At 54.0% G+C, this 21,568-nt stretch carries 20 protein-coding genes and 1 pseudogene; 3 read left to right on the forward strand and 18 right to left on the reverse strand.

Going from position 1 to position 21,568, the window contains the following annotated elements:
* Window positions 1–276 precede the first annotated feature (276 nt).
* Window positions 277–495, forward strand: coding sequence for a hypothetical protein (locus tag JIO00_RS29740; RefSeq protein ID WP_234452934.1), 219 nt, complete (start codon window positions 277–279; stop codon window positions 493–495).
* Window positions 496–1,159: 664 nt separating this feature from the next.
* Here the strand turns inward: JIO00_RS29740 and JIO00_RS30085 are convergent.
* From JIO00_RS30085 to JIO00_RS03645, 9 genes are all read right to left on the reverse strand, one after another.
* Window positions 1,160–1,522 carry an MbcA/ParS/Xre antitoxin family protein gene (locus JIO00_RS30085; protein WP_200667683.1) on the reverse strand — a complete coding sequence of 121 codons (363 nt, stop codon included), beginning with the start codon at window positions 1,520–1,522 and terminating at the stop codon, window positions 1,160–1,162.
* 756 nt (window positions 1,523–2,278) lie between these two features.
* Window positions 2,279–2,821 carry a hypothetical protein gene (locus tag JIO00_RS03615; RefSeq protein WP_200667685.1) on the reverse strand — a complete coding sequence of 181 codons (543 nt, stop codon included), beginning with the start codon at window positions 2,819–2,821 and terminating at the stop codon, window positions 2,279–2,281.
* Window positions 2,822–2,940: 119 nt separating this feature from the next.
* Complete coding sequence (locus JIO00_RS03620) at window positions 2,941–3,630, reverse strand: hypothetical protein (protein WP_200667687.1); 690 nt, start codon at window positions 3,628–3,630, stop codon at window positions 2,941–2,943.
* Between the two features lie 128 nt (window positions 3,631–3,758).
* Entirely contained in the window at window positions 3,759–3,923 is a 165-nt protein-coding gene (locus JIO00_RS30090) for a DUF7693 family protein (protein ID WP_442793940.1), read from the reverse strand.
* A gap of 318 nt (window positions 3,924–4,241) precedes the next feature.
* Complete coding sequence (locus JIO00_RS03625) at window positions 4,242–5,711, reverse strand: hypothetical protein (protein WP_200667689.1); 1,470 nt, start codon at window positions 5,709–5,711, stop codon at window positions 4,242–4,244.
* 2 nt (window positions 5,712–5,713) lie between these two features.
* The gene (locus JIO00_RS03630) at window positions 5,714–6,268 is read right to left on the reverse strand and encodes a hypothetical protein (RefSeq protein ID WP_200667691.1); all 555 of its coding nucleotides are present in this window, start codon (window positions 6,266–6,268) and stop codon (window positions 5,714–5,716) included.
* On the reverse strand, window positions 6,246–6,689 hold the full coding sequence (locus tag JIO00_RS03635; RefSeq protein ID WP_200667693.1) for a hypothetical protein: 444 nt from the start codon (window positions 6,687–6,689) through the stop codon (window positions 6,246–6,248). The genes JIO00_RS03630 and JIO00_RS03635 overlap by 23 nt, the downstream gene beginning before the upstream one ends.
* Before the next feature lie 49 nt (window positions 6,690–6,738).
* Complete coding sequence (locus JIO00_RS03640) at window positions 6,739–8,469, reverse strand: hypothetical protein (RefSeq protein ID WP_200667695.1); 1,731 nt, start codon at window positions 8,467–8,469, stop codon at window positions 6,739–6,741.
* Window positions 8,456–10,579 (reverse strand): hypothetical protein, encoded by a 2,124-nt coding sequence (locus tag JIO00_RS03645; RefSeq protein ID WP_200667696.1) that lies wholly within the window; start codon window positions 10,577–10,579, stop codon window positions 8,456–8,458. Before JIO00_RS03645 ends, JIO00_RS03640 begins: the two co-directional genes overlap by 14 nt.
* A 313-nt stretch (window positions 10,580–10,892) precedes the next feature.
* On the opposite strand from JIO00_RS03645, the pseudogene JIO00_RS03650 reads away from it, so the two are divergent.
* Window positions 10,893–11,666, forward strand: a pseudogene (locus JIO00_RS03650) (calcium:proton antiporter); the annotation flags it as partial.
* 124 nt (window positions 11,667–11,790) lie between these two features.
* Here JIO00_RS03650 and JIO00_RS03655 read toward each other — a convergent pair.
* The 3 genes from JIO00_RS03655 to JIO00_RS03665 all read right to left on the reverse strand — a co-directional run bounded on the left by JIO00_RS03655 (window position 11,791) and on the right by JIO00_RS03665 (window position 14,399).
* Entirely contained in the window at window positions 11,791–13,149 is a 1,359-nt protein-coding gene (locus tag JIO00_RS03655) for an 8-oxoguanine deaminase (RefSeq protein ID WP_200667697.1), read from the reverse strand.
* A 187-nt stretch (window positions 13,150–13,336) separates the two neighbouring features.
* Window positions 13,337–14,023 carry an SDR family oxidoreductase gene (locus tag JIO00_RS03660; RefSeq protein WP_010463780.1) on the reverse strand — a complete coding sequence of 229 codons (687 nt, stop codon included), beginning with the start codon at window positions 14,021–14,023 and terminating at the stop codon, window positions 13,337–13,339.
* Between the two features lie 25 nt (window positions 14,024–14,048).
* A complete protein-coding gene (locus JIO00_RS03665) occupies window positions 14,049–14,399 on the reverse strand; it encodes a MerR family transcriptional regulator (RefSeq protein WP_010463778.1) in 351 nt (116 codons plus the stop codon).
* Window positions 14,400–14,482: 83 nt separating this feature from the next.
* Between JIO00_RS03665 and JIO00_RS03670 the strand changes: the two genes are divergently transcribed.
* Window positions 14,483–14,944 carry a hypothetical protein gene (locus tag JIO00_RS03670; RefSeq protein WP_200667698.1) on the forward strand — a complete coding sequence of 154 codons (462 nt, stop codon included), beginning with the start codon at window positions 14,483–14,485 and terminating at the stop codon, window positions 14,942–14,944.
* On the opposite strand, the gene JIO00_RS03675 is transcribed toward JIO00_RS03670, so the two are convergent.
* From JIO00_RS03675 to JIO00_RS03700, 6 genes are all read right to left on the reverse strand, one after another.
* Window positions 14,941–15,867, reverse strand: coding sequence for an ABC transporter permease (locus tag JIO00_RS03675; protein ID WP_010463775.1), 927 nt, complete (start codon window positions 15,865–15,867; stop codon window positions 14,941–14,943). The genes JIO00_RS03670 and JIO00_RS03675 overlap by 4 nt on opposite strands.
* Window positions 15,867–16,973, reverse strand: coding sequence for an ABC transporter permease (locus tag JIO00_RS03680; protein ID WP_010463773.1), 1,107 nt, complete (start codon window positions 16,971–16,973; stop codon window positions 15,867–15,869). The genes JIO00_RS03675 and JIO00_RS03680 overlap by 1 nt, the downstream gene beginning before the upstream one ends.
* Before the next feature lie 11 nt (window positions 16,974–16,984).
* Entirely contained in the window at window positions 16,985–18,550 is a 1,566-nt protein-coding gene (locus JIO00_RS03685) for an ABC transporter ATP-binding protein (RefSeq protein WP_200667699.1), read from the reverse strand.
* Between the two features lie 532 nt (window positions 18,551–19,082).
* Window positions 19,083–19,664 (reverse strand): IMPACT family protein, encoded by a 582-nt coding sequence (locus JIO00_RS03690; RefSeq protein WP_102595206.1) that lies wholly within the window; start codon window positions 19,662–19,664, stop codon window positions 19,083–19,085.
* 7 nt (window positions 19,665–19,671) lie between these two features.
* Window positions 19,672–20,322, reverse strand: coding sequence for a TetR/AcrR family transcriptional regulator (locus tag JIO00_RS03695; protein WP_010463768.1), 651 nt, complete (start codon window positions 20,320–20,322; stop codon window positions 19,672–19,674).
* A 207-nt stretch (window positions 20,323–20,529) separates the two neighbouring features.
* Window positions 20,530–21,450 carry a LysR family transcriptional regulator gene (locus JIO00_RS03700; protein ID WP_010463766.1) on the reverse strand — a complete coding sequence of 307 codons (921 nt, stop codon included), beginning with the start codon at window positions 21,448–21,450 and terminating at the stop codon, window positions 20,530–20,532.
* Between the last annotated feature and the right edge of the window lie 118 nt (window positions 21,451–21,568).

Genomic DNA, 21,568 nt, shown 5'->3' on the forward strand with positions numbered 1-21,568 from the left:
CTGCCCATTTCGAGAAGCTTCGGTTTTCCTAAACCTAACAACATTAGGAGCTCTTGCCTGTCCCCAGGTGAGGGAAACCAATCAGCCACTTCAACATAGTAGTGGACGGCCTCGCTCAGTGCCCACCTCACAATGATATCCGCTGCTGCTCGATAGTTATCTGCCATGAAGAGCCGTCGATCCTCTGCAAACTAACCACGCTTATCGGGAGCGGTGGATCCAGCCAAGGGCAAATTCAGCTAGGCTTCGCGCATCGGTTACTCACGGACGATACCCATGCTAAATAACTCTGACGCCAACATAGCCACAGCGGACGCCCTCACACTGCTCCTGCACATTCAGCATGCCTTAGCTGTGGCCATAGAAGAAGTTACCAAGTGGCTTTCAGAGAATGGAGTGGGGAGTGTCGCCGACAACGCGGTTACTGCCATGGAAACGCTGGACACAAATGCCCGTGGCATCACGGACGCCATCATGCGACTACGCCAGTTGTAGGCATCCTCACGCTGTAAGATGGAGCACAAGAGCACAAGAGCACAAGAGCACAAGAGCACATAGACGGACGGCCAGAGATGGAGTGTACTTTTACCCTGAAATAGCGGTCTTAGATCTTATCGGTCGATTAGAGATGGGAGTGCTGGTGTAGTTCACAAGGCGGTAGTCGAGCACAATCCAGTCCTGGCCTGCCATCGCTCCTTCGTGCCGACGGCTCGGCTCAGTACGCCAACAAGATCGCAGATAGTTATCGCACGAATCGGCTGAGTGACCGTCGACTCACTATCACTTGCTCTCGTATCTCGTCGGGGTCAATCGACATGCCGCCATTGGGCGTCACGCGAAGCGACTGCAGTTTATTGAGGGCAGCTATGAAAGCGCGATCTCTCGCTTGCTCTGAGCCAGATCTTTTGTCACGCCAAACGAATTCGATGCATCGCGATAAAAAATTCATACCACTCTCCATTGCTGTCGAAATATGGAACGCATTTTCATCGATGGGGGGGGAATGCCGTGGCATTTCATTCTGCTCATCGCAGCGCTTAAGCAAACTATATCTGGGTTCTCCTACCCTCAGCCACGGGCACTGATATGCCGAGCCATAAAACTCAAAGGGCTCGGGTTATTCGTTCCGCATCGACCACCTGGCGCTTAACCGGGGGTATCAAAAGAGGGAGCGATTAGCCGCGAGATATTGGACAACTTGCTCGAGACCCGCTCTGCATTTGATGAGGGCACGAGGTCGACTTCGCAGACTACGATTCTCGCTGCTGAGCCATTTTCTTGCATTTTGCTCGTTACCTACGGCTGCGAGCAACGCCTGATACACCTCAACTAAAAGTAAGGCCCGGCTCCACGATTCCGTGCTTGGTCGAAGCAGTTCATGTCCTTGGCGTAGAAGCAGCACCGTGGAAACATGCTCGTCCAAGACAGCCGCTAAATCAGTGTCATCGAGCCCAAGCCCTTCGCCGGCGCGGATAAAAGCTGTGCCAAGTACCGTGCTTTCAGCGCTCGATGTGGATCTCATGTTCCACCATATGGTCGGTGATGACTGGTCTGTAACGTAATTCTATGCTCTGTAACGCTGCTTACGTTACAAGTCAAAAGTTACGTTACAGTCTGTGATTAAGCTCATAAGGCAAGCGGAGCGCGCAGGCGTGCAGGATGTCAGCCCGAAGGGCCGAGCCGTGGCTTGCTACGGCTCGGTTCACGACAGCCCTCCGCCAACGGCGGCACGCCACTATCTAAGCCCAGCTTCAACCAACCTGAAAGAGGCTGAAATGACCCACGATGAACTCCGGAAGCTGTAAAGCACCAGGCGAAGAGCCCTCTGGGAGATCGCCAGATTCCTTCCTGGTGATTCGGAGGCAGCCGATGCCTTGGCCATCCTTGATGAGCTCGACGACAAAGAGCTAAGCGGCGAACCCTTCACCGATAAGCCACTTGAGCTCATCGACGTTCGTAACTCTGTCCCTGTGCAGCCTCACCAGTGCGGCATCGACATAGTGCTGGAAATGAATATTCCCCAGCCATGGAGAGAGCGCTTCCTTCAGGCGAGCATCGGATCAACGCGACTCCCCGAAGCACCTTATGCTGGCGACTGGGAGAAGTTTCTGCGCCGGTGGGAATCCGAGATGGCCCACCTTGAGAGGCATAGAGCGCACAGGTCAAAGGTGGATAGCCCTAGCTAAAACACCGAGGTCGTATGGTGCCTACCGAGCATTGCATCTTACGAATGCAGGGCCATCGGTGCTTGAGGCTACTTATCCAACTCTGCATCCTGTCAGCTTTCGAGAGTGCCCCGCCTCTGTGCAATTAGGGTTTCTACGGCATCGGTGGCTGATAAATCTTCTCGCTCTCGTGCGAGTAAAAAATCCCGATCAAACATTGCCTGGTTTTCAGCTACCAAGCCTTGGAATGGGGTAACGATATCTGCAGGCGAGCGCCCGTCATCAGCATGGGGTCTAGCAGGATCGACCAGGACATTGTCCTCATCGGCCCGCTCTAGTAGAGCTACCCAAAGCCCATGAGGGATGGTCGTGCGACTCTCATGTCGATGGCGATATGAGGGTATCCGCAGCAGCTCAGGAACTCGGCTAATAACGACTTCGCACGCGACGCCTAGCACCTCAAAGGGGGCGTCACTCATTCCAATGACCGAGCTGTGCTGCTGCTTGGGTATAGATTGGTAGGGCTCGTCGATTTTGACCGGATATTCGCAAGCTAACTGTAAAGCCAGAGCACCGAAGCGGTCAGCGCCGAGCGTAGAAGCGAGGCCTTCGATAGCGTCGAGCTCATGCAGGTTTTCCCGTGTCAAAGCTATCAAATTCCCCACACTTCCTCCGATAGCTCGATATGACTGTTCACTGATTTTTCTCCTGCGGTCGACAACGCCATCCTACTGCAACCCTCCCTGGGGTGGATGCTTTCACCTACGACCCATACTTACCAGTCCGCGTAATGAGTAACCAGGTGACCCCAGGCCGAGAGCGCCGACCCATTACTGCGGAGGATATCCATTGCCTCTTCGGCGGGAATTTTCGTCGGACAGCCCCCAGTCAGATATGTCTTGTCTTTGCCTTGGTTGTACAAGTGCATGATCGTTAAAACCATGATCTGTTGCAGCGGCGACATTGCGCGATAATTTTTACGCATTGCCTTCAAGGACTGAGGATCAGGATCTTCTCCACCAGCCCAATCGAAGCCGCGAGGCCGCAAGTTGTAATGCCAGCCTGGAGTGCCGTAGGCGCGTTCGACGCGCTCAAAACAACCCCCAAGTGAGTAAGCCTCTACGACGCTCCACACTGCTTGCCCAAAAATATTTCCACGCTCTGATGAACTGGGAAATGTAGGCATTGAAGCTCCGCAAACCATCGCTAGCGCCGTGTGCTCAATACCATCCATGCAAGGCACTTTGTCGACCATGTCGACCAGCCCCCAATCTGGGAAACGGCCTGCAGCGAACGTGGGGTTAACTGCCGCGTAGGCGGCAAGGGCGACTGGTTCTCGCGAGTGATGGATGTAAGCTAGGTTTGCAGTGTGAATATGCGTGAATGCCCATACGCATTGAGAAAGCTGGTGTACGCCAATCTCAGAGAGAAGACCTTTAGCTTGGTCAACGTAGTCGTCGTTCATGATTAGACTCCCTTTCCCCCTGTTTGGTATCCCACTGCCAATGGCTCTGTTAGGTGCATCCTCTTTCGGATAAAGCCAACAGAGCTGATCGCTTTCCCGTCAGAGCAGAGCGTGAGAGGGAGGACGATTTACAGTTGTAGAAGAAGCCGCTCCAAAACTGCCCGTTCCTCGGAACTCAGCAAAAAGATTGGATCAATACTGTCACTGCCAACACTCTTGAATGACCATCGTCGTCCATCAGGACTGATGCACTCATCGCAGTAGTCGAGCTCGCAGCAATCGTTAAAGAACACGAGGTGCCAACCTTCGACTTCGATGTGGATGGAATAGCCCGGCGAAAACTTCGTCCCAGGACTGCGCGCATGCTCTCTTCATGGTGCAGCGCTCCAATATGATGTCTCTTAGCATTTGGCTGACATCATCCGCTATGAGCGAAGGCATTGAGGTTGCGTGGGAGTCTAGTGTCATCGAGATGCACCTAGTGCTTAGCTGCAAGGAGCAGCCGTTGAATGTTTATGGAGAAATAGGCCATGCGTCATATCCATTTTCGACGAACCACTGGGCCGCATGGCGCGGCATGCAGGTTATGAAAAAGTGAGGGCAGGCAGGTCTTAGGCCGCACGTTTAGGCACTGTCGCTTCGATATGGTCTGCAATTTCATTGATGAATGCAGAGAGGCGTTCTTCCAGTGCGATCCCTTCTTTGATGGAGGTATACAAGAGACGTAACAGGGTATGCATGGCCGACTCAGTATCATTACTGCGTTCAACGGCAGTTTTACCATCGGTGACTTTTGCCATCGCAAAGACCCTATCGTAATAGGGGCGGAGAGAGTCTCCGTCCGCGTGGCCGGTTTTTTCAGCGACGCGATCACATATCTTGCGCCTCACGGCCTCACCCCAGATATCAGTTAGACGATGCTTGCTGTCTGCGTCTTCGCCAAGCTCATCGCGGAGTTCTAGAAGAATGTGAAGCGTGATAAAACGGTGGCGAAACAAGCTCATGCTGATCTTTTCTGAGTAAAGGCCAGCGCTCTTTACAAGCCTTGAAAAATCTTTCTGCAATGAGCGAGTTTTCATTGGCTTACCTTGTTCTGTGAGAATCATTGAAAGTGGAGCTTCGTCTAGGCGACCTAAGCTAATCAAATGATCCACGTATTCCTGACGGCAATCCAAATAGGCATTTACCTCAGTAATGTCGTAGTCTGTGAGTTGAAAATTCCTGGTTGGCCATTGGCGCTTTCTTTTCTTTGCTACAGGCAGCACCAGGTTGTATTTTTCAGCGTATTCTTCCCGATCCGGTACTTCATAGTTAGCTAGCTCACTAGGACGCCCGCCGGTTCTTTCGAGAAACCAAATAGAGAATGTCCTCCGGGCGTACATGTAACGCATCGTTAAGTTTGTATCAGTTTCTCTACCGAATCGATTGAACTTATTTGCGAAGTATGGGCTTGCTTTCTTGAATACCTCGTCTTTCAATGTAGCAATGGCATCCTCTGGCATTACTCGTTTCGTTTTTACGGGCTGAGATACTTCTGGAGAATGAATATGTTTGAAGTAATAGCGCCCGGTGTGTTTGTTAAATTTTTCAATGATCGTTATTTGAGGGTTGTCCGATTCCTTTCCGACTATCAATGACCCGGTTAGCGAATAATTTCGCTGTAGCCAGACTAAAAACTGTATTGACCTATCGACAAGCGTTGCGCAGTGATTTTTGGTAATGTTTCTAACTTTGCGGCGATCTCTGCCTTTACGTAATTTAAGCGAATTTATGAATTTCGTGAAGGTTTGGTCTGTCAAATCTTCGAAGTTTATATTTGACTCGTGGCAAAATTGAATTAGTGGGGTGAGCTGAGACGCATAAGTTTCAAGTGTTTCTAAGCCTGTAGCCAAATAGCCTCGTTCTTGCAAAAAAAAATTTACAAGTGAACATGGCTTGCCGTTAGGCCAGTAAGTGAGTACAAGGCATTCTAAGCTCCTAATCGATTGATAGTGCATTCCACGCTTTATGGCTTTTGACTCTGTGAACATCTGCTGTGGTGGTAGCAGGACATCCTTGTATGATAAATATAACTTATTCATAGTTAATCTTTCACCAGATCCAGGCGGGAGTTTTTCAACGCAGATGGGGAACTAATGTGTTTGAACTTTTCGCGAGAAATATCAATCTGTCTTTGCAGTCGGGCCTTTGCAATAGGGCTCAAATCATCTTGAGATTCAAGAATGGATTTAATTGAATTGAACAAGTTGATAAAGGCTAGAGAGCACAGATGAGCATGCAGGTTTGCTTGTTTTATTTTTTCATCAGAGGAAATTTCTACACTGGCCTCTGAGCTGCGTTTTTTTGAGTTGCATTTAGAATGGGCATGGTCACGTGCTTCGGAGAGTAGATTAAGAATATACTCCCATTGAGTGGTATAAGCCGGCGCGTAAATTCCTGGAATAAGGCTTTGTTTAGCTACCGCTTTAAACGTGTTCAAGGATATTTTCGCAAATTTACCAGGTATTTCAAGATTGCAAAAACTACGAGCAGATGCCAGTGCTGCCAGATAGTCAGGTGCCAAATTGGTATTCGACTTGGCTGCGCGCAGCAGCCATGTATGCCGGGCGCACACATTAACGAGGGATGTATTTTGCATCGACTTGCTCACCAAATTTAATGGCTATCTCAGTGTCTAAAATCGTGCCATCTAGCATCTCGCGGACAATAGTGTACCCAGCCGTCTCTACCTTTTTCTCGTAAATCAACCTGCGTACAAAATCGTGAAATTTGGCAGTAGGAAGACCTTTCACAGACTTAACTTTGAAGCCTAGAAGGACATCATTGTACAAGCCTGCCAGACCCGCTATCGATGTTGTCGGAATAGGGTGAAGTTCATGGCTAATTAACTTATCTACGACGGACTCTGTCTGTAGTTCAATGACCTCATCAACTACACCAATAGTCGACGTGTAGCTATTAAGTTCTTTTGCTGAAGCATGGCCGGCATGCCAGCTGATCCCATCGGCCACGTAATTTGGCTCATGATAATACATCGTGTAGATGAAGAACTTCCTCATTTCATGAGTTCGAATATACCACCTAGTGCCGTCTTTCTCTCGTGGAACATCAATTATGTCTGAAAAACGAATAAGCGCATGATCGATTCTTGTTGCTGTTCCCAGAGTGCCTGCCTTCGAAAAGTCTCGCAGGCTGGGAAAGTAAAAAAGTCGGGTCATTATTACTGGAAAAGTCTTGGTAGATACAAGACAGTCCGTTTCCCAAACGTTGTAGTAACTGTACGGCAATTGTTGTTACGTATGGTATTGGGCGGCAAATGTTTGGGTTGAGCGCCGCAGTACCCGCCTTTTTGTTTTCATGGACGATGAAAGCTCCGGAATCGTACATTTCATCGGTATAAAGTGATTCAGTCAGGCCCACTGGATTAGTGGATAGTAGATCTTTGTAGGGCTCAATGTTAGGGTTTCGCGTGAGAAGGCCGGAGCGTTTTATAGATGATAGTTCTTCTTGTCTGATAGGTTTGAACATCGCAATAAGTACTGCGCAGGCACCTATAAATGCTGAAAGAACGTAGCTAAAACTGCGATTGGTACCCCCGGTTCGGCTTGCGGTCAGAGTGTTTATGTCAAGCGCTGCAAACAGCGGGGCTGAGGGGTGGCCTGGGTAGGCGTTAGTAACATAAGGCTTCGACCAATCGCGTATATTTTTTGCTAAATAATCGATATTAATACCGCTCGAAATAGTCTCGGCAATATGCAACGTCATATCAACAATGGCTTTGCCATACAGGACTATCCATTCAATGGCAGACGTGAGGACATGCATCCCGACGCCATACGGTATTTTTGGGGTATGCGCTGTAATCATAAGGCGATCAGAATAAATAGATTTATATTCTTTCACTTCATCTTTATTTATTGTAATGTTTGGAAAGCTTTTAGGGTCAATGTAGCTTGCTTGCATGAAGCTATGTAGTTTGTCTACATGCCCGTAGAAAGTTTTCGCATAAGCGGTCTTGGTGTGGACGGACTCTATGCTAACAGTGCGTGAGTCAATATAATTTCTGATGCCTCGACTTGTTCGTGCCAATAAACGATCATGATGAGCTGTTGGTTCAAATTGCCGAAGAAACAGTCTAATTTTTTTATCGTTTTTGTGAACTGGCGAAAGTATTGCTGTCGAGAGCCAAGCTCTCGATACGATTTCAGATTGCACGTATTTTTCATGCTTGGTTAGCCATTTGATGGCGTCGTCTATGAATTGATCTGGAAGGTTAAATGGGTTGTCATGGTATGTGCTGGGAGCAGCATATCCATACACACTTTGATGGATTGCGTCTAGGGATCGATTGATGATGCAGAGCGCTGATGCCCAAGATCCATCTGCAAGCATGTCCAGCAGTGTATCGATATCATCGTTGGTAACCTTGCCGAATGCATACTTTTCTGGTTCAAAAATGTGTTTGTTTAAGTACACCCACTGTGTAAATTTGAATAGCCATTTTATCAACCTGATACTTGTCTCTTGGTTCGCCTTGTGCAAATGGCCGCACCGCGCTGCATAGAAAATTCGCTGAATCAGCGTAAGGCATTTGTTGTTCTGAGGATCGGTTAAGGTTGTGCCGTCTGGAAGACTAATGCCGAAGTCAATAGTTTCTGGGGGCGCGTCTGCCCTTTCGCGTATTGTCCATCTTGGGCTGCCTAATTGACCATCAATTAGCCATGCCGCTTTAATGGAGTTTAGATTTGATTTGCTCGACTTAAGGCTGCGCGCCTGTTTTTTTAAAGCTGCGATTAAACCATCTGTATCATCGTATTTGGGAGCGTTACGTGTTCGCATGCTGAGCCTCCGAACGCTTTAGTCTTGTGCTGATAATCGTTTGGCTTTTGGCGATCAACTGCGCTTTTTGATGAATCATTTTTAACTCAATTCTTGAGCCTTGGTGAAGGGAGGCGGCGATCATTTCTTCCAAGTCTGAGGATAAATTGGCCTCAGCCACGCCTGCAATTAACCCTTTCAGCTGTATCAATGAATTAAGTGAAACATTCAATACTGGGTCGACCTTATCTAGTTCTTTAGGGTCGGTGTGTTCAGTTGAATGGTTGACCAAGGTGTAGAGTGCGGCTAGTGATTTTTCACTTATTTCGAACGCCAAATGTGCGTCACTTAGTTCCAGAATGGTTGAGTTGCTTTCACAGTGTTGGAAGTGACGCCTGAAGTGCTGCGAGAAAGCATCAGACCTCCGTGTTTTTTTCAGCTGTTTGCTCACGAAAACTTTCAAGTCATCTTTCGTGAGAAAGTCACTTGTTTCCAGCGCCCATGGTTTATCACTCGTAGCGAGTAACACCAGCTTCGCTTGAAAGGCTCTAATCATCCATATGTATCGCCGCTCCTGTACCCAGTTTGGGATGTAGCAGGACTTTACAGTCTGGATTTGATTGCCCAAGCGCTGAGAAACTGCATACAGACTACCTGTTTGAAAGTAAGTAATAAGTCCTTGGGTTACACGTAGAGCCCCTAAGCTGAAAGTCTCTTTGTCGAAATGCAGCCCATCAAAGTGATGTGCGATTTCTTTGTACAAGGTGTGACCGTTCGAGTGCATGATGTTATCGATGTTTCCGGGGCAAATTATTCCCAGCTTTGTTACTGTGAGGAACAGGTAATTAGCCTTTGCGTCATTTTTGCGTTTCAACTTGGCTCTGATCGGGTCAGTGCATTGAAGTGCGTACTTAAATACCTCGGCGCTTCGAGGGGTGAGTATCTCGACTTGAAATTGATCAGCTCTCGGTTTTTCAATGGAGAACTGAATTGATTGTTCATCGATTTGTACTTCAATTAGGGGGGTGCCTTCGCAGGTTTTCAGCTTGGCGCCTTGAAGGCCCGTAGATGGGAATTTTGGTTGATCAATCATCAGAACTGAAGCCATTGCAGCACAATCCCGAGCTGAAAGGTGGCCTAGGAGTCGGCTAAAGTTTTCTGTGGAGTTGACAGTGTGTATGCCAAGATGGCCAATGGCTTGACGAATTAGTTTGGAAAATTCGTCTCTGGTTGCCTTGCGAGTTAAGTCTTTGAAGAAATCAATTTTTGATAATGCAACATAGCTAATAGAATTGAGTTGCTCGGTTTCTTTGAGGAAGTAGTTTGCTACAGCTAAGACCCATGGCAAGCAATTTTTGCTTTTCGGATCGGCGACGTGAACTCCATCAGCATAGTAGTCCCCGCTTGTGATGCGTCTCTTTAATTCGGCGGGGTCAACTTTTTCAATGAGCTTTCGTCCTAAATCGTGGGCGCTTTTCATCTTTTCCAAATACTCGAAGCATCCGTCAATGGTTGCTTGAATTGCGGAACAGAGGCTTTGTGAGATACGGCACAGAAACTCATCTTCATCTAGGCAAAGGTCTCTGCTGACAAGCGCTTCTTTACTCCAACTTCCACTTGTCTCGGAAACCTGTTTTGATAGTTTTCCAATAGGTGTCCGTAGTTTTCTCGGCATGTTATTGCCATCGGATAAGTGCCTGGATGGTATGTGCGCGTCTTTGGGAATAAGCTCACGAGTTTGCAACTTATTATAAAATCGCTCGATATTTGACCATCTGGATATCCTGGTTTCTGGAGTTCTTTTGCCGTTTGGGCCTAAGTCATCCAAAGTAAATTCAAAATGTCCTATAAGGAATTCGTCCCATTCGAGGGCGCATTTGGGCAGGGGCGTGCTCTCTGCGATTGCGTAACGTTGAATGTTTTTCAGTATCTCGACCTGCTCAATGACGCTGTCTGGTGACTCAGACTTGAGGTTGTCCACTGCTGCTTGAGCATAAGAATTGAATTCCGCCCATGTAATTATCGGTGCCATTGGGCATCGGAACTCACGTTCTCCTTTACCATTTTTCTCCGACGGCGCGAAAAACGAACATGTATGGCTGTTCGAGTCGTAATGGAAGGTTACGGGCACGTGCAGCCCTCCGTTCCAGAACTCAACGCGAAGGCTTCGAAAATTAATCGGCTTTTAGGATTTGGGTAGGTCTGGAAGGGAGCAAGTGTTCGCACAGGATTCTCCTTGATGCAAAGGATCCTGTATTGATTTTGACAAAAAGTCAAATCACCTTTATGAGTATGCCACTAGCGTACCGTTATAGCAAGAAAATTGGTTGTGACGCTTCGCCCTCGAATTATCTGTTTAGAGCGTATTTTTTTCCTTGTGCCTAAATGGCTATTCAAAGCAGAGGGAAGCTGCCCCTTTTGACACTGGTGACCGTGTCTACAAAATTATCATGCTCGACATCAACGGCATCCTCGGCCTGGCCGCGTTGATGGGTGGGATCAAGCACGGTGAGCAGTCGTACAACGACGACTCGGCCCGCAGTTACAGCGTGATGATCCTCACCGCCATGGGCGTTTCCATGGTGGTGCCGGAGTTCATTCCCGAAGCTAACTGGAAGCTGTATTCGGCGTTCACGATTGGCGCGATGGTGGTGCTCTACACCCTGTTCCTGCGTATGCAGGTCGGGCCGCACAGTTACTTCTTCAGCTACAGCTACCCGGAAAAACGCCGCAGGAAAGTCCCGGAGGAGGAACCTGAACCGGTCAATCTGGCGCTGAGTATCGGCACGTTGGTGTTCGGCGTTGTGGTGATCGGCGCCTTGGCCGAAGTGATGTCCAAGACCCTCGACCTGGGCCTGGAAGGCACGGGTGCTCCGCCGGTGATTACGGCGATTCTGGTGGCGGCCATTTCCGCGGCGCCGGAGATCCTGACGGCATTGCGCGCGGCCTTGGCCAACCGCATGCAATCGGTGGTCAACATCGCCATGGGCGCGTCATTGTCGACGGTGATCCTGACGGTGCCGGTGATGGAAGCGATGGCGCTCTACACTGGCCAGCCGTTTCAGATGGCGATGACCCCGGTGCAGACGGTGATGATCTTCCTCACCCTGATCGTCAGCGCAATCAACCTCAACGACGGCGAAACCAATGCCATCGAAGGCATGACCCATTTTGTGTTGTTTGCGACGTTCATCATGTTGTCGCTGCTGGGCCTCTAAACACACCACAAATCCCCTGTAGGAGTGAGCCTGCTCGCGATAGCGGTGTGTCAGTCGACATTGAGGGTGTCTGACACACCGCTATCGCGAGCAGGCTCACTCCTACAGTTTGATTTGTGTTGTATCAGACGCCGGCGATTAGCTGCCGGGCCGCCTGGCTGTGATCGGCGATCAGGCCTTTGAGATCCAGCCCTTCAACCTGCCCGTCAATCACCCGCCATTTGCCACCAATCATCACCCGATCCGCGCGATCAGCACCGCACAGCAGCAACGCCGACACCGGATCATGACTGCCGGAGAAGCGCAGCTCATCGAGCTTGAACAACGCCAGATCCGCCTGCTTGCCCACCGCCAGTTCGCCGATATCGGAACGCCCTAACAAACTCGCCGAACCCTTGGTTGCCCAACCCAGAACCAGTTCCGGGGTGATCTTCTGCGCGCCATAACGTAGCCGCTGAATGTAAAGCGCCTGACGGGTTTCGAGCATCATGTTCGACGCATCGTTGGACGCCGATCCATCCACGCCCAGGCCGAGCAACGCGCCGGCAGCGGTCAGGTCCAGGGTCGGGCAAATGCCGGAGGCCAGGCGCATGTTCGAACTCGGGCAATGGCAGATCCCGGTGCCGGCGGCGCCGAGGCGGGCGATTTCGTCCGGGTTGAAGTGGATGCCGTGCGCGAGCCAGGTGCGTGGCCCGAGCCAGCCGACGCTGTCCAGATAATCCACGGTGCGCAGGCCGAAGCGTTGCAGGCAGAAGTCTTCTTCGTCGAGGGTTTCGGCCAGATGCGTGTGCAGACGCACGTCGAGTTTGTTTGCCAGTTCGGCGCTGGCGGACATGATTTCCGGTGTCACCGAAAACGGTGAACACGGCGCCAGGGCGATCTGGATTTGCGCACCTTCACCACGCTCGTGGTACTCGGCGATCAAGCGCTGGCTGTCCGCGAGGATCACTTCGCCTTCCTGCACGGTCTGCTGCGGTGGCAGGCCGCCGTCCTTTTCACCCAGGCTCATGGACCCGCGCGTCAGCATGGCGCGCATGCCCAGTTCGCGAACGCTTTCGACTTGCACGTCGATCGCGTTTTCCAGGCCTTCCGGGAACAGGTAGTGGTGATCGGCGGCGGTGGTGCAGCCGGACAGCAGCAACTCAGCCAGCGCGACTTTCGTGGCGAGGGCGAGTTTTTCAGGGGTGAGGCGGGCCCAGACCGGGTAGAGGGTTTTCAGCCACGGGAACAACGGCTGATTGACCACCGGCGCCCAGGCGCGGGTCAGGGTTTGATAGAAGTGGTGATGGGTGTTGATCAGTCCCGGCAGGATCACATGCTCGCGGGCATCGAAGACGTGTCCGCAGGGCGCGGACGGTTGCTGGCCAGCGGCGAGCACTTCGACGATCACGCCGTCTTGCACCACCAGGCCGCCACGGGCATCGAGGTCATTGGCAGTGAAAATGGCGAGGGGATTTTTTAGCCAGGTACGGGTCGCAGGCATGTTAGCCGGCTCCTCTGAAAGTGGGGTTCAGGTTAGCCAGCTCAGTGATTACCCTGTCTGCTGATCCAGGGTCGCCGCGGGGACGAGGTGCGGAGTTTCAAACAAAACCGCCTGGCCGGCAAGTCCTGCCCGACCAGACGACGCAAACCTTATGTGGAATGAAATCCTGTAGGCGCGAGGGTGGTGTTTACCAGGGAATGGTTTCGCCTCTGTAGTTCACGAAGTGATGTCCACCCTTGCCGGTGTACGCATTCACCTGATCGACCAACCCGCGCGTACTGGTTTCCACGTCGATATCGGCGCCTTCACCGCCCATGTCGGTCTTCACCCAACCCGGATGCAACGACAGCACGGTGAGTTTCTGCTCGCCCAGTTGCGTAACGAAGCTGTTGGTCATGGAATTCAGCGCCGCTTTACTGGCCTTGTACAACGCCAGCTCCGGCGCGTCCGGCATGGTCACGCTGCCCAGCACCGAGCTCATGAACGCCAGCACGCCGGTCTCCGGGCGAATCTGCCCGGCAAAACGTTGTGCCAGGTTGATCGGCGCCACGGCGTTGGTGAAAAACAATTGACCGACCTCGGCCAACGTCGCGCCGCCCGGCGTCTGAACGTCCGGCCCCTTGACCCCGGCATTCACGAATAGCAAATCGAACACTTCACCCTTGAGCTGTTGGCTCAGGGCGATGACCGCCTGCTGATCGTCCATGTCGAGCTTCTCGATCCGCACCTTGCCCAACGCCTGCAGCGCCTCGGCGTTCTGCGGGTTGCGCACGGTGGCGGTGACTTGCCAGCCGTCGGCCAGCAGGGTTTTCACCAGGCCGAGGCCCAGGCCCCGGGAGGCACCGATGATGAGTGCGGTTTTTGCCTTGGACATGAGTGGCTTCCTTGATAAGTGAGGATCATGGGCTCAGTGGACAACGCTGACCGAGCCGTTGTTGCAACTCGTGGCGCAATGCACCGAGTTCGTCCATACGGGTTTCAATCAGCTTGAGTTTGTCTTGCAGCAACTGTGTGACGGCGCTGTCAGGATCCGGCGATTGCCAGATCGAGGCGACGCTGTTGCCGATCTCGCCGAGGGTAAAGCCCAACCGCTGAGCCGTCTTGATGTACAACACCAGTTGCACCATGTCTGGCGGGTAGTCGCGATAGCCGTTGGCACTGCGTTGTGCGGCGATCAGTCCGCGCTGCTCGTAGAAGCGCAGCGTGTCGCGGCTGACGGCGCTGGCCTGGGCTAATTCACCGATGCGCATCATGACGTCTCAAGAGGGGCTTGACCTTGGAGCATACTCCAGGCTTTAGCCTTGTTGCTCCCTGAATTTATGGAGCAAGGCCGATGTGGAATTCAACGCAATATCGCCGGGTGGTGCGGGGCAGCGCCTGGTATGACTTGATCGTGACGGCAGCGTTTATCACGCCGTGGAGTTTTGCCGCGTTGCACGGGGTGTTGTTGAGTGTGAGTCAGGCGTTCGATTTGCCGGGCGAGTTGCCGCCGTTCGAGCCGATGCACATGTTGATGGCGAATCTGCTGGGGTCGATTGTGTGTGTCTGGGCGGTGCTGCGGATTCGTGATCCGCAGCAGGTGTTTGGGCGGTATGACGCGGTGGGGCGGTTTCTGTTTTCGGCTTGGCAGCTTTATGCCTTGGTCCATGGCGCCAGTTCGCTGTTGGTGATTTTTCTGATCTTTGAATTGGCGTGGGGCGTGGCTCAAGTGTTGCCGGTTCGGCAGCCTTCGCGGCAAGTCGGATCGCCGCGCCGATCCGACTTGCCGCGAAGAGGCCGGCCGGGTCAACCTTAATGCCCCGCCTGCCACGGCTGCCCCAACGACACCGGCGCATACAACCGTGTGCGCACCGCGTCCCGCGACAACAGCACCAACACCACAATGGTCGCGACATACGGCAACATCGCCAACAGGCTCGACGGAATCGCCAGCCCCAACCCCTGCGCCACCAGGTGCAGGATGCTCGCGAGCCCGAACAGGTACGCCCCCAGCAGCAATCGCCACACTCGCCAACTGGCAAACACCACCAGCGCCAAGGCAATCCAGCCACGGCCGGCACTCATGTTTTCCGCCCACATCGGCGTATAGGCCAGGGACAAATAAGCCCCCGCCAAACCGGCCATCGCGCCGCCAAACAGCACCGCCAGTGCACGCACACCCAACACCGGCAAGCCCATGGCACTGGCCGCCTCCGGGCTTTCCCCGACCGCTTGTAAGATCAGCCCGACGCGACTTTTCAGAATCACCCACGCCACCAGCGCAAACAACGCGAACGACAGGTACACCAGCAGATCCTGGGCGAACAGCATTCGCCCGATCAAAGGGATTTCACTCAGGTAAGGAATCGCCACCGGCTCAAAACCGGCCAGTGGTTTACCGACCCACGCCGCGCCAACAAACGTCGACAGGCCCACGCCGAAAATCGTCAGCGCCAATCCGGTGGCCACCTGATTGGCATTGAACACCAGCGCCACCAGCGCAAACAGCGACGACAACAGCATCCCGGCGAGCATCGCCAGCAACACGCCAAGCCACAGGTTGCCGCTGTTCAGGGCGACGATAAAACCGATCACTGCGCCAAACAGCATCATGCCTTCCTGACCCAGATTCAGGACGCCGCTTTTCTCACAGATCAATTCGCCCAGGGCCACCAACAGCAACGGCGTGCCGCAACGGACCATGGCGTAGAAAATATTGCTCAGCAGATCGATATCCATCACAGCGCTCCGGCGTGTGCAGCGGTGGCTTGTGTGCGGCGAGTCCAGCGCAGGTTCAAACGCGGTCGGTAAAGAATCAGCACGTCACTGGCCAACAGGAAAAACAGCATCATTCCCTGGAACAACTGGGTGATGGCTTGCGGCAGATTCATGCTCATCTGCGCGCTCTCGCCGCCGATGTACAGCAACGCCATCAGCAGGCTGGAAAATAGAATGCCGATGGGGTTGAGCCGCCCTAGAAACGCCACCGTGATAGCGGCATAGCCATAACCCGGCGAGACCTGCGGCACCAGTTGGCCGATCGGCCCGGTGACTTCGCTCACTCCGGCCAGCCCTGCCAATCCGCCGCTGATCAACAGCGCCAGCCAGATCAGCCGCTTCTCGCGAAACCCGACGAAACCCGCCGCGCGCTTGTCCAGCCCGAGCACTTTTATCTGGAAACCGACAAAGCTTTTCTGCAGCAAAACCCAGACCGCCACCAACGCGAGCAGGGCGAAATACACTCCGGCGTGAACCCGACCGTCTTCCATCAACAGCGGCAAACGGCTGGCATCGCCGAACATCGCCGACTCCGGAAAGTTGAACCCGGCCGGGTCCTTCAACGGCCCATGCACGCAGAACAGCAGCAGGTTCAGCGCGATGTAATTGAGCATGATGCTGGTGAGGATTTCGTTGGCATTGAAACGCGTGCGCAACCACGCCGTCAGCCCGCCCCACGCGGCACCGGCTAACGTGCCGACCAGCAGGATCAGCACCAGCGCCCAGCGACTTTGCATATTGATGATATTCACCGCCAGCGCACTGCCGGCCAGGGCGCCGAGCAGCAATTGGCCTTCGGCGCCGATGTTCCAGATCCGCGCCTGATACGCCACGGCCAGCCCCAGCGCGCAGAGCAAAATAGGCAACGCTTTGACCAACAGTTCGGAGACACCATACAAGTCGCTGACCGGCGCAATCAGCAGGGTGTGCAGCGTGAGCAGCGGGTCATGACCCAACGCAATAAACAACAGCGAGCCGCAGCCCAATGTCAGGGCCGCGGCCAGCAACGGCGAGCACCACAGCATCAGGCGCGATTGCTGGCCACGGGGTTCGAGAGAAAGCAGCATGTGAAACTCCGTTAAACCGTTGCGGATGCGAGTGTTTGAGGGGCGTCGAACTGGCCGGCCATCCAGCCGCCGACATCGATCAGGCGCGTGTCGACCGTGGCCCTGAGCGGCGACAGGCGTCCGCTGCACAAGGCACCGAGCCGGTCGCTGATCTGGAACAATTCGTCGAGGTCTTCGCTGATCACCAGGATCGCCGCACCGGCATCGCGCAAGGCAATCAACGCTCGGTGAATGGTGGCGGCGGCGCCGACGTCCACGCCCCAGGTCGGGTGCGCGGCCACCAGCAATTTCGGTTGCTGAAGGATCTCGCGGCCGAGGATGAATTTCTGCAAATTGCCACCGGACAGACTGCGGGCCGGCGCTTGGGTATCGGGTGTTTTCACGCCAAAGCGGCGGATGATTTCTGCCGCCAAGGCTTCGACCTTGGCGCGCTGAATGAGGCCGTTGCTGACCAAACCTTGTTGAAACGCGGTGAGCAGGGCGTTGTTGGCGAGGCTCAGTTCGGGCACCGCACCGTGGCCCAAACGCTCGGCGGGAACGAACGCGAGGCCGAGGTGGCGTCGCGCATCGGGCCGCAAATCGGCGACCGGCTGCCCGCCGAAACGGATCGTCCCGTTATCGTTTCGGCTCAACCGTTCTTCACCGCTGAGCAGGGCCAGCAATTCATCCTGACCATTGCCTGCAACACCGGCGATTCCGACGATCTCGCCGCTGCGCACTTCGAGGCCAATGTCCGTCAGGGAGCAGCCGAACGGGTCCGGGTTGTGCCACGACAATCCGCTCACATTCAAAAACGAGTCACCGCCGATCACCTTCGGATAATCGGTAATCAGCTCGGCGGCTTCCCCCACCATCAACCTCGCCAATTGCTGATCCGAACACTCGGCCGGCACGCAATGCCCGGCCACCCGACCGCCGCGCAGCACCGTAGCGCTGTGACATAACGCGCGCACTTCACCGAGCTTGTGGCTGATGAACAGAATGCTGCAACCCTCGGCCGCGATCCGGCGCAGGGTGATGAAGAGGTCGTCAGCCTCCTGCGGCGTAAGCACGGAAGTCGGCTCATCGAGAATCAGCAGGCGGATGTCCTGCATCAAGCAACGAACGATTTCCACCCGTTGCCGCTCGCCGATCGACAGGCTATGGACAAGGCGCTCCGGTTCCAGCGCCATGCCGTAGCGTCGGGAGACTTCACGAATTTTTGGCTCAAGCTGCTTCGGCGTGCCGGACGCCGCACCCATTGCCAGGGCAATGTTCTGCGCCACGCTGAGGGTTTCGAACAGCGAGAAGTGCTGGAAGACCATGCCGATCCCCAGTGCGCGAGCCTGCGCTGGATTGCGCATGTTCACGCGGCCGCCCTGCCAGATCATTTCCCCGGAATCGGCGTGTGTGACGCCATAGATGATCTTCATCAACGTACTTTTGCCCGCACCGTTTTCGCCGAGCAGGGCGTGGATTTCACCGGGAGCAATGCTCAGGTCGATGGCGTCGTTGGCCAGGCAGCCGGGGTAACGTTTGCTGATTTTGCGCAGTTGCAGTCGAGGCGTTTGATCGGGGATCGGCACGGGGTTGGGCATGACAGGCTCGGGTCGATAGGAGTTATGCCTGTGGATAAAGCAATTTCCTGGCCATTGAGTCAGGAAAACCGAAAATCCTTGCTGGCAAAGGCATTGAGGGCGCGGCCTCGCCATCTTTTGATCGTCGATCAAGCACTACTTAGGGGCAAAGTGCTTGATCAGGCTCTGCTTTTGCCCGTCGGGTATTGATCAAAAAACGAGCAACACACCGCAACCTATGCCGGATATAGGGCAGAGCCAGTCATGAACGGGTTATCCACAGGTTGTTCCACAGTATTTGTGCGCAAGCCGAAAGCACGGGCATAAGCACTGTGCGGCTATCTTCTAAAGGTGATAACCGACGCTAACTGTTTGTTTTTTCGTGAAATTAGTGGTTTGTATGGAAAGTTGGACGAAAAATGAGCAAAGCCCGCAAAGCCGCATGACAGAAGGGTTACAGCAGGATGTGCTCAGGTTATCCACAGCCGGGTGCACAGCAGATGTGGGCATCTGAACAGGCTCGATAAAAGGGCGGTGAACGGTGTTGGTGCGATCAGTGCTGCAACACAATGCGCCCGCGACTCAGGTCGGCGAGCTGAGTTTGCAGGGTTGTGATGTGCTCTTTGCCGATCGCCAATTGCAAGTCCACGCCGTTGGCGGTGAAGGTTTCTTCCACCACCAAACCACCCGATTCAGCGACGCGCAGTTTCACCAGCGCCAACTCACCAAACGCACAGGTACAGCTCACCGGTACCCGACTGATCAGCTCGACTTTCGCCGCGCCTTGCAGGCACTTGTTGGCGCCACCGCCATAGGCCCGGGCGAGGCCGCCGGTGCCCAATTGAATGCCGCCATACCAGCGAATCACCAGCACTGCGACCTGATCGCAATCCTGCGCTTCGATGGCCGCCAGAATCGGTCGTCCTGCGGTGCCGCCCGGTTCGCCATCATCATTGCTGCGGTATTGGTCGCCGAGCTTCCAGGCCCAGCAGTTGTGCGAGGCATTCAAGTCGCTGTGCTGATCGATGAACGCCTGGGCGTCGGCAGGGCTTGCGATCGACGTGGCGAACGTGATGAAACGGCTTTTGCGAATCTCTTCGCGGTATTCGCAAAAACCGCTGAGGGTAAAAGGCATAAGTGTCTTAGATAGCTGGCGTGAGGCCGCAGCCCTTGAGGATGATGCGGATCAGGTTGTTGCCGGCGTCTTCCATGTCTTGCTTGGTCAGCTTGGTGCGGCCGCTGACACGGCAGATCTGGGTGGCGAAGTCGGCGTAATGCTGGGTACTGCCCCACAGCAGGAAGATCAGGTTTACCGGGTCGACCGGGTCCATCTTGCCGGCGTCGATCCACGCCTGGAACACCGCCGCCCGGCCCTGGAACCAGGCGCGATAGTCCTGATTGAAATACTCGGTCAGGCATTCGCCGCCACTGATCACTTCCATGGCGAAGATCCGCGAGGCTTGCGGCTGGCGACGGGAGAATTCCATTTTGGCGCGGATATAACGCGTCAGCGCTTCGGCCGGATCATCCTCGGCAGTCAAGGTATTAAAGGTGCTATCCCATAACTCAAGGATGTTGCTCAACACCGCCACGTACAAACCGAGTTTGTTGGTGAAGTAATAATGCAGGTTCGCCTTGGGCAACCCGGCATTCAAGGCGATGGTGTTCATGCTGGTGCCTTTGAAACCGTGACGGGCAAATTCGTCTTCGGCGGCTTTGATGATGGTCTCTTCGTTCTTCTGACGAATGCGGCTGGCGGGTTTGCCGCCGTGAGCGGGGACTTCAAAGGTCATAGGCACTTCCGGACAAGTGGATGGGTGTAGCCACTGCGTTGATAGCGCACCCACAAGCTCCAGACAAGTCCTGACGCAATAAAACCTGAACACCACAATTCCTGTAGGCGCAGTGCTTGCTCGCAAAAGCGATGTGTCAGTCGACATTAATGCAGCTGACACACAGCCTTCGCGAGCAAGCTTCGCTCCTGCAGGCTTTCGCCACTTTCAACGTGTCGCGGCCAGGCTTTCGAGGAAGCTTTCCAGCACCAAATGTGGGCGCCGGCCCTTGCGCGTGACCGATGCGAGGCTCAGGTCATAAAAGCGCACGTTGGGTTTCAGCGCCCGCAATCGACCTTGCTGCACCCAGAGGCTGGCGTAATGGTCCGGCAGGTAGCCGATGAAGCGTCCGGTCAGGATCAGGAAGGCCATGCCCTCACGGTCCGAGGCACTGGCGGTGCAATTGAGCGCCTGGTAATGGGCCTGGATTTCCGCGGGCAAACGGAAAGTCGGCGCGATGGCGTCCTGGCTATTGAGGCGCTCGTCATCCAGTTGTTTATCGTCGACATAAAACAACGGATGACCGACTGCGCAATACAGCAGCGAGCGTTCGCTATAAAGCGGCTGATATTCCAGCCCCGACAGCGCGCTGGCCTGCGGCACCACGCCGACATGCAATCGACCGTCGAGCACCCCTTGTTCAACTTCATTTGGCGCGATCATGCGGATCTGAATCTGCACGTCCGGCCCGCGTTCCTTCAGCTGTGCCAGCGCATGGGTGATGCGCATGTGGGGCAGGGTGACCAGGTTGTCGGTCAGGCCTATGGTCAATTCGCCGCGCAAGTGTTGGTGCAGGCCGTTGACCTCAGTGCGAAAACTTTCCAGCGCACTTAATAGCTGCAAGGCCGATTGATAGACCTCGCGACCTTCCTCGGTCAGGGAAAATCCGGCGCGACCGCGTTGGCATAAACGCAGACCGAGGCGCTGTTCCAGATCGCTCATCTGCTGGCTGATGGCCGAGCGGCCGATCCCCAATACCGACTCTGCCGCAGAAAAGCCTCCGCACTCCACCACACTGCGAAAGATCCGAAGCAGGCGGATATCAAAGTCACTGACTTGCGCCAGCGGATCGGGGCGACGGCTGCTCATGCTTTAATTACTCAAAGTTTAGTGGATGGCTGACTGAACGTTAGAAGAGTTGGATTTCACCGACTTTATCCTCGTGGCAATTTAGCTGCAAGAACGCTTTTGATCTCTATGCCGCTTA

The sequence above is a fragment of the Pseudomonas sp. SW-3 genome, assembly GCF_016615645.1.
Classification (GTDB): domain Bacteria; phylum Pseudomonadota; class Gammaproteobacteria; order Pseudomonadales; family Pseudomonadaceae; genus Aquipseudomonas; species Aquipseudomonas mandelii.